The sequence below is a fragment of the Microbacterium sp. Root280D1 genome (assembly GCF_001428975.1).
Taxonomy (GTDB): Bacteria; Actinomycetota; Actinomycetes; order Actinomycetales; family Microbacteriaceae; genus Microbacterium.
Genome location: NZ_LMJK01000001.1, coordinates 292,490 through 304,113 on the forward strand (window position 1 = coordinate 292,490; position 11,624 = coordinate 304,113).

Below are 11,624 nucleotides of genomic sequence, written 5' to 3' on the forward strand. Positions count from 1 at the left end.
AGGGCGGGAGAACGACATGGCAGCGACGCTGACGGATGTGGCACGACGCGCAGGCGTGTCCATCGCGACCGCATCGCGTGCTTTCGGGGAGCCCGATCGCCTCGCCCCGAACACCCTCGGCCGCGTGCTCGAAGCGGCGGGGGAGCTCGGTTACGCGGCGTCGCAGTCGGCCACCGCCACGCGCACCTTCGGGGTCGTCGTGCCCGACGTCGCGAACCCCGTCTACGCCACTCTGCTCAAGGCGATCCAGGGGCAGGCATGGCACGGACGCCACCGCATCGTGCTCTTCGACGCCGACGAGGACCTGCGCCGCGAACGCGAGCAGATCGAGCAGGCCCGAAAGCTCGACGGCATGCTGCTGTGCTCACCACGTCTGCCCGACGCCGACGTGCTCGACCTCGTCGGAGACACCCCCTACGTGGTGGTCAACCGGCAGATCGACGGCGCACCGTGCGTGCTCATGGACACCGAGCACGGACCTGCCCAGGCGATCGAGCACCTCGCCGCCCTCGGGCACACGCACATCGCCTACGCCGCCGGTCCGCGCGGATCATGGGCCGATGTGCGCCGCGCCGACACCGTCGCGCGAGCGTGCGAGCGTCACGGCATCCGTCTCACCGGGCTCAGCCACCATGCCGCGTCCATTCAGGGCGGACGGGCCGCAGCCGCACCGGCGGCGGCGAGCGGCGCCACGGCCGTCATCGCCTACAACGACCTCGTCGCCCTGGGACTCGAGGCCGGATTGCTCGAGCTGGGCAAGCGGTGCCCCGCCGACATCAGCATCGTCGGCATCGATGACATCGACCTCGCGGGTGCGGTCACCCCGGCGCTCACGACGGTGCGGATGCCGATCGAACGCAGTGGCGCGCTCGCCGTCGACCTGCTTCTGCAGGCGATGAACGGCACCGCGATCGACGACGTCGTGACCCTCGGGTCGCAGCTGATCGTGCGCGCGTCGACCGCGGCACCTGCGGCCTGACGCCGCTTGCCGGTCGTTGACGAAACGTGCTCCCCGACGTGGTGCGTTTCGTCTCGCTGCTTCGCTGCTCGCTCAACGACCGGGGGCGACGCCGCGCGCGCTCTGGTGTCATTACGCTGAAGATCATCACTGCTGGCATATCAGCATTTCGACGCATGGTTGAGGGACGGCCGCCGACGCATGTCGCAACCCCAGGATGACACCCACTCGCGAACCGGGGACCGGGTGCCGCGGCGCTTCTGGGTCGGGTTGCTCGCCCTCGTCATCTACATCCTGTTCGCTGCTGTGCTGGGCAACATCACCGGCTCATTCGCTCCCGAAGGTGATGTCATGGCGGAGAGGCGAGTGCCGCCGAGGCGATGTCGTCCGGCGATGACCTGGGACCGCTGACACCGGTGCTGGCGACGATCCAGACGCTTCTCATCGCCCTCGCAATCGCCGGCGTGATCAGCGCCGCGCGGGAAGACCATCGCGCGCGGAAGGCGCGGAGAGTCGCAGCGGACCCGCAGGCTTAGGTCACGTCGCCTCGATCAGCGGAATGCTCGGCTGATCGCGCCGCCGATCTGGAACAGGGTGATCCACACGATGAACTTCTGGATCGGGCGCAGGGGCAATCCCACCACCCTTCGCCAACCGGGACGGCGGGACCAAGATGTGGTGATGGACACCTGAGTACCGCCGTTGGTGGGCGCCAAGGCGAACTCCGCGAGAGCCGCATTGCTCCGCGGAGCATCGGGGTACGCGAAGCTCCATGCGATCGTGTCCGGCCGGTGCGCCGCGACGAGCTCGATACGGCGGCGACGGAACTCGGGCTTGACCTTCGCGAGCTTCCCATCGGGACGTCGTTCGCGTGCGAGACCCGTCCACACCGCGCCGGCGGCGGCATCCTGTTCTGCATGCTCGATCGAACCCACACTCATCTGCCACTCGGGAACGTTCGTCGGCTCGGCGAGGTAGTCCCAGACTTGTTCGATCGGTGCAGGGACGAAGGTCTCCGTCGACCCTGAGATCCGGCCACTCACCGCGGGCGTGGCCGGCGCGGTCGCCCGCCGGGACGAGTCGACGGCGTCGAGCTGCTCGAGCAGCGCATCGGGACTGGTGCCCAGTCGCTCGAGTATGACGGCGATCAAGCCGCTCGGCTCGGCCACGAGTTCTCGGAGCACCGCAGCGGCGTCGCCCGCCTTGTCCTTCTCGGCCGAGCGAGCGATGAGGTCAGAAGCGCGCTTGCTCCACTCGTACCCGTCGGTCTCGTGGAAGACGATGCGCCCTGCCTCGGGAAACGACGCTTCGATGCCGAGTGACGCCAGTTGTGCTGCGTGCTGTGCTTCGACGGCGCTGCGTGCGGTGCCGAGATCGATGCCGACGTCGCGCAGTGCCCGTCCCGCGGCTTGGTCGTTGATGACGAGGGCGAGGAACAGGTGCTCGATGTCGGCGGTGCGAAGCCCTAGTCGCGATGCTTCTTCCATAGCGGCGAGAGACAGAGACTGGCTCGTCTGAGCGACGCGAACGAACTTGCTCATGAGTTCCTCCTCGAGATCGGGATCGTGGGGTCCACTCGCTTGGAGTGCTTCTTGTGGACGGCCTGCCGGGTCACCCCGAGTGCATCGGCGATCTCCTGCCACTTCATACCCGAGCGGAGGGCAGCCTCGACCTGTCGAAGCTCCAGAGTGTCTGCGAGCACGCGCAACGACGCGACTGCCCGCAAACCGGTTCTCGGGTCGCTCGTGTCCGCTGCCACCGCGGCGATCTGGGAGGACTCCATGCTGTCAACTTAGGTTGCTATAGCGAGAGTTGTCAACCTTGGTTGCTCTAAGCGTGCCGGGCGGTCAGCACATACCGGAATGCTTCTACACACTTCTACATATTTGGGCGTAAACTGGTGTCATGACCACCCAGCCTCTCACGATGTCTTCGACAGTCGCAGCCAGACGAGGCGTCGGCTTCCTCACTTCCGAGGCGCAGGATCGGCCGGTGAAGCTGACCAGCCATGGCAAGCCGGTTGCTGTCGTGGTATCTGCGGCTGAGTACGACGAGCAGCGTCGTCTGCTGCGCGAAGCCGAGCTCAAGGTTCTGAGCATTGCAGCCGGTCTGGTCGCGGATCGCTCGACGATGCTCGGGGTCGATGAGGCGAGGGAGCGACTGCTTGCAGCCGGGTGAACGGTTCCCCGACGATCAGGCAGAGGTGACGTTCAGCGCAGAGAGCATCGACTGGCTCATTGCGAACGTGAACCTCTCAGAACGAGAGACGGTCTTCGACACGATCGCCGGGCTCTTCGCCTCGCCCGAGGGAAAACACCGCCTCTCGAATCACGGGAGGACGAACCTCGTCGGCTTCAACACCGTGGAGGCATGCCAGCGTGCCTACCGCATCATCTTCCGAGCCAAGATGCATGACGGCGTGGGCGCGATCGAGATCATCACCATCGGATTGCGTCGGGACGATGATGTCTACGCGGAGGCGCACGATCTGATTCACTCGGGGAAGTTGAGCGAGGCCGAGCAGACGCAGATCTGGGATGCGCTGAAGCTGCTCGAGGAGACGAAGGAACGTCTCGGCCTCGAGGAGTGGGACTACTTCGAAGAACCTGCACCGGTGGGAATGGTGAAGGCGGCAGTGGCGGCCGGCATCCTCGAAGAGGACATCGCCAGACGACTGACTCAGAGTGAACTCACGGCGGCGATGGCCGCAGCCTGGGAATCAGGGGAACTCGATACGCACGCAGCGCTCGCCGCCGCGATGGAGCGAGTCGCCACGAGCGCGACCCCGGATCGTGTCTTCACCTCGAGACGATCGCCTCGGTGCGGCGCCTGGATGCCGATGGCGAACGCCCCATGCATCCGCGCGAAAGAGCATGCGGGTGCCCACCGGGCTCACCGGTGAGTCATTGCCGCCCGCAGAGGGAGGCGCCACGACATAACGACGCCCTGACCGTGGCGAGGCTGTTGCCGACGTGAGACGGGCGCTGGCCTCTCGGTAGAAGGCCTGAGAGCGCAGCGCCCGCCCGTCGCTTAGTTACACAAGGCGAGCGATCGCGCGGTGGAGGTATGCCTCTACCGCGGACAGGAATCGCAGACGGAAGCCATGCTTGCTTGCGCTTCGCGCCTCTACGATCTCGCGCCAGCGGTCCCGATGCTCGGCGATCGGCGTTCGCTTGTTACCGGCTATCACGGCGTTCTCGAACGAGCAATAGATCCCCGAGGTGGCCCCGGAGTGTTCGAGCACGTGTGTGGACAAGATGTACCGGAGCGGTGCCGGCGTGCCTCGGCTTCCGGGGTGTGCCGTGAGGCTGACGAACTGTGCCAGTAGCGCGCTGCTGACGCTCGCGGAGAGTGCAGCGACGTTTTGCCGGGAGGGTGCATCTCGTTTCGCTCCAGCGATGTATTCCGGGTCGTCCAGGAGCCCCAGCTTGTCGAGAGATACTTCGCCGACGACGAGCTGGCCGATGCATGCCATACAGGGGCGTCCGGGAACGAGCGTGTGGGCTCGCCAGATGCCGTTTCGCATCCGGCTATCGGGGAGGGTGTCGAGGGCGATGCCGCCGTCGATCACCGGGATGAGGTCGGTGTAGGCGAGGGCGTTGAGAACCGCGCGTGGCCATGGACGGTCCACGCAGGAGAAGATCACGTCGTAGTCGAGCGCGATGCTCAGCCCCTCGGGATCGCAGATGCTGACTTCGTGCCGACGCACCTCGAACTTCTCAGCGGTCGCCGCGGATCGCATCAGCCGTGCAGCAACTGCGACTTTGGAGCGTCCGAGCGCTGCGTCTAGTCGGGTTGCGCCGACCATTCGGTCAAGATTCACGGTCTCCACGGCGTCGTAGTCCATGACCCCGACGGTCTCGACGCCCGTCGCGGCGAGCCGCTGAGCGACATCCAGCCCGACGCTGCCGGCGCCAACAACCAGCACTCGCATGCGTCCGATCGAACGCTGCGTTCGTTCCCCCCATGAGGAAACCGTGCGTTGCTGAGATCGAGTGATTCGCGGAGGTTCTCGTACCTCGTCGTTCCACGTTACGGTGAGCTTCGGAGAGACGGTGCGTACCGATTCGGCCCAGGTCGGGCTATCGCGATCGAACCAGAAGCGCGCCGACCACGAGTCGTCTCGACCACCCAGTGTCATGCCGACGAGCGGCATCCGTGTGTTGCCGCGAGCCACACGTTCGTAGTCGGATTCCGTGGACCAGTCCGTGTTGCTCAGCCCCTGCCAGCCAGTCCCGTGCGGGTGCGAGTGAAGCAGGACGACACCCTCACCGGCCGCTCGCGCTTCGCTGGCGGCTCGCAGCACGTAGCGGCTGGTGAACGATGCGTTCCCATGCACGTGCCGCTCGCCGTCGCGGGGAAAGATGACGTTCTTGATGAGCGCCGTCTCTCTCTCGCTGCCGGTAGACATCACGTAGGTGGCGATGAGCACGTCTTCCTGGCCATCGTCGCGGAGCAGGTGATCTCGCATCGCCGATTCGACGGCTTCCGTCATGGCAACTGAGTACCGCATCTCAGGCCGCTGCCCGAATCGCGATCGAGACGAACCCGCGGACGTGGCCGAGCCACGCACGCGCTGGTGGAATCGACATATCGGTGTAGGTGTAGTCGCGGGAGTGTCGCTTCCACCCGGGAAGGCAGTCGGTGTTGTCCATATTGGTCTCCGCGAACTGCACTGATTCGGGCAGGTGGATCCAGTGAGGAGGAACTGCAGGCCAGCTCTGAACCTCGGACATGCTGACGCCGGTGGTCACCATCTGACCGACGAGAGCGCCGTTCACCGCAGGAACGGAGTAGAGGATCCGAGGACCGTCCGCGCGGGCGGGCGCGCCCGCTGCTGTCATATCGTCGATGAACTGCTGAGCTGCAGGGCTCAGACTGTCGTCTTCGCTCACGCGACACCACCGACACGCTTGGCAGTGACGAACTCGTCGCCGGTCTGGATCGTGATGATGTCGTCGTTGGCGAACGGCTGTGCGTCCCCGATCCGCGCGAGGTCGTAGCCCGTGGGGTCAACGCCGGCGAGGCGCAGGAGCGCTGCTGCGGTCTGGTCGTTGTCGTAGGTGCTGAACGGGTCTCCATCGATGGTGAAGCGAACCTTCTCGCGTGAGACGAACTTCTGACCGTTCTTGAGGTTGATGATGCGACCGTCGTTGATCTTGTCCTCGACGCCGTTCTTGTGGATGAGGAAGAGGTCGAAGTTCTTCGGGTCGCGACCTGCGAGACGCAGGAGGGCTGCCGCTTCCTGATCGGCATCTTTGGTGGTGAAGGCCTGACTGTCGATGAAGATCTTCAGCGAGACGGGGGTGTGTGCGATGGGGGTCATGGTGACCCTCCTTCCTTGTAGCGAGTCGCTCCTGATTCGGGAGTGAATCAGGTAGCATGTACCTGTCGGGTAAATCCCATTCTACCACAGTTCCGTTTACCAATGAGGTAAAGCTTGCTTCTCGCCTGGTCAAACCCTCGCTTGAAGGTTTACTGCGTCTCCCGCGCGTATCTCCAACGCGCCGCCGGCGGATATGCCGAGGCCGCTGAAGACCTGCTCCACGTGGTGTCGCAAGCTCCACGTCTGGAAGCGCTCGGGACGTTCCGCAGTGTTTACGTCGGCCTCCAGGCAGGTACCCTGACTCTCTCTATCGAGGAGGTTGAAATGCATGCACTTCCGCTAGGTCCGGCAGGAGATCCTCGCAACATCCGGAATCGGGCGTCTCTGCTTGAGTACTCGACGACGGACTCACTGCTCGTTCAAGACTTACAAGTTCGCGGCCAATCGGTCCTCGAGCTCGGAGAGTGATTGGTAGCCATGACCTCGTACATCGCAAGCGAGACACATTTTGACTTCGCCCCTCGTCCAGGGCGCCTCCTTCAGCGTGAGCTTGACGCGCGGTCCATCAGCCAGGCCCAGCTCGCCGCCCGCACCGGGCTTAGCCCAAAGCACATCAATCTCGTAATCAAGGGCACAGCGTCGCTTTCACCGGATGTCGCAGTAACGCTCGAGCAAGTCCTCGGAACCCCCGCCGAGGTCTGGCTCCGCCTGGAGGCCGCGCATCAGGCCGAACAGGCACGAGGCGAGAAACGCGCGGCCATGGCGGGGTTCGCGGAGTGGGCTGCCGCCTTTCCTCGGCAGATCCTCGTGGATCGCGGCGTGATCGATCGAGCAGACACAGGGCCCGCCCTCGCGTCCAAGCTGCTCACCTTCTTCGGCGTTGCATCGCCAGACGCATACAAGAAGACGTGGCTTGAACCGCAGGCTTCCTACAAGCGGAGCCAACATCACGCGATCGACGCGAACCTCACAGCCTTGTGGATCCGGCTCTCAGAGCTACGGGCGGCCGACTACTTGCCGCAGGCTGCAGCGTTCGATTCCGACTTGCTGCGATCAGCGGCGCAACTGATACCCAAGCTCACAGTGAAGACGATAGGAAAGGCGTTTCAACAGGCGCGAGATCTACTTCTCAATGCAGGAGTCGTCCTGGTATTCGTCCCCGAGATTCCGGGTACGCGGATCAGCGGCGTGTCCCGTTGGATCAACGGGACACCAATGGTCGCCGTGACGAGCCGCTACAATTCGCTCGATAGTCTCTGGTTCACCATCCTTCATGAGATCGCTCACGTTCTTCTGCATCCGAAGAGGAGCACCTTTGTCGACGATGGGCACAAGGCCGACGATGATGCTGACTCTCAAGAGGTCGCTGCGAACACATTCGCCCAGCAGCATCTGATCCCTCCGCCGCATGGAGACCGACTCGCCACGATCACAACGGTCCAAGGAATCCGCTTGCTGGCAGAAGAGCTTGGCGTTTCACCTGGCATCGTGGCTGGCCAATGGGCCTTCCGCACTCAAACATGGGGCGGTCCGATCGCGAAGTTGAGAGATCGGGTCGATCTGGTCGATGCGTTGAGCTGACGACTTCACCGCCGGGCGCCCGGCTCTCAACCTCATCCGCCTCAGCGGAGGATGCCCTTTCGACGGGCTGCCGAGACGGCCGCGGTGCGTGAGCTGACGTCGAGCTTCGAGAAGATGTGCGCGAGATGCGACTTCACCGTCGTCTCGCTGACGAAGAGCTGCTCTGCCACCTCGCTGTTCGATCGTCCTGCGGCGACGCGCTCGAGCACCTCGATCTCACGGCTGCTGAGACTGACTCGGGGTGCACGCATCCGGTCGAGCAATCGCGAGGCGATCACGGGCGCGAGAGCACTCTCTCCGGCGGCCGCCGCGCGCACGGCGGCGGTCAGCTCGTGCGGCGGGGCGTCCTTCAGCAGATATCCGCTCGCACCGGCCTCGACGGCGCCGAGGATGTCGGCATCCGAGTCGTAGTTGGTGAGCACGAGCACGTAGGGCGGCGCTTCGAGCGCCCGGATGCGTCGCGTCGCATCCACACCCGTGGTCGCCGTCTGAGAGCCGAACTGGAGGTCCATCAACACCACGTCGGGGTTCTCGCGCTCCGCGCAGGCGACCGCTTCATCAGGCGTGGCCGCCTCCGCGACCACCTCGAGATCCGGTTCCAGGCTGAACAGGGCATGGAGACCGGCACGGACGATGGGGTGGTCGTCGGCGATCACGAGGCGGATCATACGAACTCCGTGAGGGGGAGGTCGACGGTGAGCGTCGTTCCCCGCCCGGATGCCGTGTCGATCACGAGGCTTCCCCCGAGCTGCTCCACTCGCTCGGCGGTGGCGCGCAGACCGAACGAGTCGGACTTCTCAGCGGTCCCCGGCGCAGGGAGCTCGGCGTCGAATCCGTCTCCGTCATCTTCGACCGTAAAGCGCAGGTGGTCGTTCTCGATGCCGATGGTGACCGTCGCCGTCGTCGCGTGAGCGTGCTGGATGACGTTGGCGATGGCTCCCTGCGTGATGCGCAGCAGCGCCGTCTGCAGGTGCATGGGCAGCACGACAGCGTCGGACACCCGCACCTGGACGTCGAGTCCCTGCGTAGCCCACTGCGTTCGCGCCAGTCGGCGCAGCGCCCCGCCGAGGGTCTGGTCGTCGAGCTGGGGTGGGGTCAGCTCACGGATGAATCGCCGAGCCTCGACGAGGTTCGCGGCGGCCGTCTCGCGCGCGAGCCGGATATGCTCGATGCCCGGTCGGGTGTCATCGGCGCGTTCCGCGGCGTGCAGCAGCATCTGGATGCTGGAGAGTCCCTGCGCGAGTGTGTCGTGGATCTCGCGGGCGAGCCGCGCGCGCTCCGCGAGGACCCCCGACTCGTGTTCGCGCGCGGCGAGCTGTCCGCGGGTCGCCAGCAGTTCGCTGACCAGAGCCTCGCGCTGCTGGGCCTCTCTCGCGAGGGCCTGGTAGCCGAGGCCGATCAGGAGGGCGACGCCGGCGCCGACGAACGGGCCGACCACGCCGCCGACGCTCCACCCGCTGTGGATGCCGAGGGCGCAGACGGCGACGATCGTCGCGGCCAGTATCGCCGCCGATCCCGCCCAGCGCCCCAGAAGGTGCAGGAACAGGAAGAACAGGGGGAACACGAGGTAGGCGGCGTCGGCGCTCACCCACAGCAGGCCCAACCACTCCGCCGAGAGCAGGGCGAGCCAGATCAGTGACGTCAGCCGTCGTCCGCGGGAGAGACGAGCGAGCAGCGCACCCGACGCATACGTCGCGCCGACGATCAGCGCCAGGACGATCGCGGACGCGCTCGACTCCGACGGGTCGAGCACGGCCCGCGCGATGACGACCCCCGTCAGGGCGAAGAAGAGGACGTGGAGACCGGTCCGCAGACCCACGAACACCGGGGTCAGAGCGGTATGCGCCATGGCTCGAACTCTACGCCGACGAGCGCACCGCGGCATCGTCCGAAAGGACGATCGAGGCGTCCTCACTCCGGGCGCGAAAGGCTCGTCGAGCGGCTGATGACGTCGAATGGGCCGACGGCGAAAGTGGAATGGTCACCGCACCGGAGACAGGAAAGGCACCACAATGTTCGTCGCGTTACGCGATCTCCGCTTCGCCAAGGGGCGATTCATCCTCATCGGCTCCGTCGTCGCCCTCATCACCCTGCTCGTCGGGTTCCTCAGCGGACTGACGGGGGGCCTCGCCATCCAGAACGTCTCAGGCGTGCTCGCGCTCCCCGCAGACCGCATCGTGTTCTCCGCACCCTCGGGCGGCGACGGTGCGGCCAGTTTCGCGGACTCCGCCATCACCGAGCAGCAGGCGAACGACTGGGCGCAGACGGCAGGGGTGACCGACGCGCGCCCCCTCGGCATCAGTCAGACCCGCGCCGAGACGGACGGCACCCGGGCCGCGATCGCGGTGTTCGGTGTCGAGCCCGGCTTCGACGCTGCCGCCCCCTCCGAGAACGGACGGCTGCGCCTGTCGGTGCCCGCGGCGGACGCGCTCGCCGCGAAGGTCGGTGAGCAGATCGAGATCGCGGGCGTCTCCTACGACGTCGAGTCGATCGAGGGAGACGGCTGGTACAGCCACACCCCGGTCGTGCAGATGACCCTGCAGGATTGGCAGGCGTACTCGGCATCCACCGGAAACCCTGACGCCTACGCCACGGTCCTCGCTGTCACGGGAGCCCCCGACTGGGATGCCGCGGATGCGGCGAACGACACGATCTCCGAGACGACGCTCGGATCGCTGACGGCACTCAGCGCCTTCCGCTCCGAGATCGGATCGCTCCTGCTCATGGTCGGCATGCTGTTCGGCATCTCGGGACTCGTCATCGGGGCGTTCTTCACCGTCTGGACGATGCAGCGCAAGGGCGATGTCGCCGTCCTCAAAGCGCTCGGCGCGAGCACGCGCTCCCTGATCCGAGACGCGTTGGGGCAGGCGCTGATCGTCCTGCTGGCGGGCATCGGCATCGGGCTGAGCCTGGTCACCGCGCTCGGCCTGCTCGCGGGCACCGCCCTCCCGTTCCTGCTGAGTCCTGTCACGACCATCCTTCCGGGCGGCATCATGATCGCCCTCGGCCTCGCAGGCGCCGCCTTCGCCCTGCGCTCCGTCACCTCCGCCGACCCTCTCACCGCCCTCGGGAGCAACCGATGATCCGCCTGAACGACATCACTCTGACCTTCCCCGACGGTGACTCGCGGGTGACCGCCGTGGACGGTGTCTCACTCACGGCTCACCCCGGAACCGTCACCGGCATCACAGGGCCCAGCGGCTCGGGAAAGTCCAGTCTGCTCGCCGTCGCCGGCACCCTCCTGCGTCCGGACTCCGGCGAGATCCTCATCGACGGGAACGACGTCACGGCCCTCAGTCCGGCCGAGGCGACGCGTCTGCGGCGGGACCGGATCGGGATCGTCTTCCAGCAGCCCAACCTCATCCCCTCTCTGACGGCCCGAGAGCAGCTGAGCGTCATGAACGAGCTCGGTGCGCCGCGCAGCCGCCGCGATCGCGCCGCCTCGGCATCCCGTGCGGATGAGCTGCTCGCCGCGGTCGGCCTCGCCGAGCACGGTCACAAGAGGCCGCACCAGCTCTCCGGCGGACAGCGTCAGCGAGTCAACATCGCGCGAGCGCTCATGAACGATCCGAGCGTGCTTCTGGTCGACGAGCCCACCAGCGCTCTCGACCAGGAGCGCGGAGCGAGGATCATCGACCTCATCCTCCGACTCACCGATGAGCGCAACACCTCGACGCTGCTCGTCACCCATGACCTCGTGCACCTGCCGCGCATGCACGGGGTGCTGCACCTCGTGGACGGTCGCGTCACGCGGTAGGC

At 66.0% G+C, this 11,624-nt stretch carries 14 protein-coding genes; 7 read left to right on the top strand and 7 right to left on the bottom strand.

Annotation, left to right across the window (positions count from 1 at the left end; translation table 11 throughout):
• The first annotated feature begins 16 nt into the window (after window positions 1-16).
• Together ASE34_RS01535 and ASE34_RS17890 are read left to right on the top strand one after the other, a co-directional pair.
• Window positions 17-979 carry a LacI family DNA-binding transcriptional regulator gene (locus ASE34_RS01535; RefSeq protein WP_056275752.1) on the top strand — a complete coding sequence of 321 codons (963 nt, stop codon included), beginning with the start codon at window positions 17-19 and terminating at the stop codon, window positions 977-979.
• Window positions 980-1,159: 180 nt separating this feature from the next.
• Window positions 1,160-1,369, top strand: a complete 210-nt coding sequence (locus tag ASE34_RS17890) for a hypothetical protein (protein ID WP_162253842.1) — start codon at window positions 1,160-1,162, stop codon at window positions 1,367-1,369.
• Between the two features lie 140 nt (window positions 1,370-1,509).
• Here ASE34_RS17890 and ASE34_RS01540 read toward each other — a convergent pair whose 3' ends face one another.
• Together ASE34_RS01540 and ASE34_RS01545 are read right to left on the bottom strand one after the other, a co-directional pair.
• Window positions 1,510-2,499, bottom strand: a complete 990-nt coding sequence (locus ASE34_RS01540) for an SRPBCC family protein (RefSeq protein WP_056275755.1) — start codon at window positions 2,497-2,499, stop codon at window positions 1,510-1,512.
• Window positions 2,496-2,741: a hypothetical protein gene (locus ASE34_RS01545; protein WP_056275758.1), complete on the bottom strand. Its 246-nt coding sequence runs from the start codon at window positions 2,739-2,741 to the stop codon at window positions 2,496-2,498. The genes ASE34_RS01540 and ASE34_RS01545 overlap by 4 nt, the downstream gene beginning before the upstream one ends.
• 122 nt (window positions 2,742-2,863) lie before the next feature.
• On the opposite strand from ASE34_RS01545, the gene ASE34_RS01550 reads away from it, so the two are divergent.
• Together ASE34_RS01550 and ASE34_RS01555 are read left to right on the top strand one after the other, a co-directional pair.
• Complete coding sequence (locus ASE34_RS01550; protein WP_056511421.1) at window positions 2,864-3,136, top strand: type II toxin-antitoxin system prevent-host-death family antitoxin; 273 nt, start codon at window positions 2,864-2,866, stop codon at window positions 3,134-3,136.
• Window positions 3,137-3,161: 25 nt separating this feature from the next.
• Window positions 3,162-3,860 carry a hypothetical protein gene (locus tag ASE34_RS01555; protein ID WP_157538048.1) on the top strand — a complete coding sequence of 233 codons (699 nt, stop codon included), beginning with the start codon at window positions 3,162-3,164 and terminating at the stop codon, window positions 3,858-3,860.
• 132 nt (window positions 3,861-3,992) lie between these two features.
• Here the strand turns inward: ASE34_RS01555 and ASE34_RS01560 are convergent, their stop codons facing one another.
• Genes ASE34_RS01560 through ASE34_RS01570 form a run of 3 tightly spaced genes read right to left on the bottom strand, consistent with a single transcriptional unit; the run spans window position 3,993 to window position 6,284 of the window.
• On the bottom strand, window positions 3,993-5,453 hold the full coding sequence (locus ASE34_RS01560; protein ID WP_056275768.1) for a ThiF family adenylyltransferase: 1,461 nt from the start codon (window positions 5,451-5,453) through the stop codon (window positions 3,993-3,995).
• A gap of 19 nt (window positions 5,454-5,472) precedes the next feature.
• Window positions 5,473-5,853: a hypothetical protein gene (locus tag ASE34_RS17895; protein WP_056275771.1), complete on the bottom strand. Its 381-nt coding sequence runs from the start codon at window positions 5,851-5,853 to the stop codon at window positions 5,473-5,475.
• Window positions 5,850-6,284 (bottom strand): hypothetical protein, encoded by a 435-nt coding sequence (locus tag ASE34_RS01570; RefSeq protein ID WP_056275774.1) that lies wholly within the window; start codon window positions 6,282-6,284, stop codon window positions 5,850-5,852. The genes ASE34_RS17895 and ASE34_RS01570 overlap by 4 nt, the downstream gene beginning before the upstream one ends.
• Window positions 6,285-6,761: 477 nt before the next feature.
• Between ASE34_RS01570 and ASE34_RS01580 the strand changes: the two genes are divergently transcribed.
• On the top strand, window positions 6,762-7,865 hold the full coding sequence (locus ASE34_RS01580; protein WP_056275780.1) for a HigA family addiction module antitoxin: 1,104 nt from the start codon (window positions 6,762-6,764) through the stop codon (window positions 7,863-7,865).
• A 41-nt stretch (window positions 7,866-7,906) separates the two neighbouring features.
• On the opposite strand, the gene ASE34_RS01585 is transcribed toward ASE34_RS01580, so the two are convergent.
• Together ASE34_RS01585 and ASE34_RS01590 are read right to left on the bottom strand one after the other, a co-directional pair.
• A complete protein-coding gene (locus tag ASE34_RS01585) occupies window positions 7,907-8,533 on the bottom strand; it encodes a response regulator transcription factor (RefSeq protein ID WP_056275782.1) in 627 nt (208 codons plus the stop codon).
• Window positions 8,530-9,714 (bottom strand): sensor histidine kinase, encoded by a 1,185-nt coding sequence (locus ASE34_RS01590; protein WP_056275784.1) that lies wholly within the window; start codon window positions 9,712-9,714, stop codon window positions 8,530-8,532. Before ASE34_RS01590 ends, ASE34_RS01585 begins: the two co-directional genes overlap by 4 nt.
• 163 nt (window positions 9,715-9,877) lie before the next feature.
• Between ASE34_RS01590 and ASE34_RS01595 the strand changes: the two genes are divergently transcribed.
• Window positions 9,878-10,948, top strand: coding sequence for an ABC transporter permease (locus tag ASE34_RS01595; RefSeq protein ID WP_056275787.1), 1,071 nt, complete (start codon window positions 9,878-9,880; stop codon window positions 10,946-10,948).
• Complete coding sequence (locus ASE34_RS01600) at window positions 10,945-11,622, top strand: ABC transporter ATP-binding protein (RefSeq protein ID WP_056275790.1); 678 nt, start codon at window positions 10,945-10,947, stop codon at window positions 11,620-11,622. Before ASE34_RS01595 ends, ASE34_RS01600 begins: the two co-directional genes overlap by 4 nt.
• Window positions 11,623-11,624 lie beyond the last annotated feature (2 nt).

Coding starts and splice junctions, on each gene's coding strand:
- ASE34_RS01535 (WP_056275752.1), top strand. CDS start 17: ATGGCAGCGACGCTGACGGATGTGGCACGACGCGCAGGCGTGTCCATC.
- ASE34_RS17890 (WP_162253842.1), top strand. CDS start 1,160: ATGTCGCAACCCCAGGATGACACCCACTCGCGAACCGGGGACCGGGTG.
- ASE34_RS01540 (WP_056275755.1), bottom strand. CDS start 2,499: ATGAGCAAGTTCGTTCGCGTCGCTCAGACGAGCCAGTCTCTGTCTCTC.
- ASE34_RS01545 (WP_056275758.1), bottom strand. CDS start 2,741: ATGGAGTCCTCCCAGATCGCCGCGGTGGCAGCGGACACGAGCGACCCG.
- ASE34_RS01550 (WP_056511421.1), top strand. CDS start 2,864: ATGACCACCCAGCCTCTCACGATGTCTTCGACAGTCGCAGCCAGACGA.
- ASE34_RS01560 (WP_056275768.1), bottom strand. CDS start 5,453: ATGACGGAAGCCGTCGAATCGGCGATGCGAGATCACCTGCTCCGCGAC.
- ASE34_RS01570 (WP_056275774.1), bottom strand. CDS start 6,284: ATGACCCCCATCGCACACACCCCCGTCTCGCTGAAGATCTTCATCGAC.
- ASE34_RS01580 (WP_056275780.1), top strand. CDS start 6,762: ATGACCTCGTACATCGCAAGCGAGACACATTTTGACTTCGCCCCTCGT.
- ASE34_RS01585 (WP_056275782.1), bottom strand. CDS start 8,533: ATGATCCGCCTCGTGATCGCCGACGACCACCCCATCGTCCGTGCCGGT.
- ASE34_RS01590 (WP_056275784.1), bottom strand. CDS start 9,714: ATGGCGCATACCGCTCTGACCCCGGTGTTCGTGGGTCTGCGGACCGGT.
- ASE34_RS01595 (WP_056275787.1), top strand. CDS start 9,878: ATGTTCGTCGCGTTACGCGATCTCCGCTTCGCCAAGGGGCGATTCATC.
- ASE34_RS01600 (WP_056275790.1), top strand. CDS start 10,945: ATGATCCGCCTGAACGACATCACTCTGACCTTCCCCGACGGTGACTCG.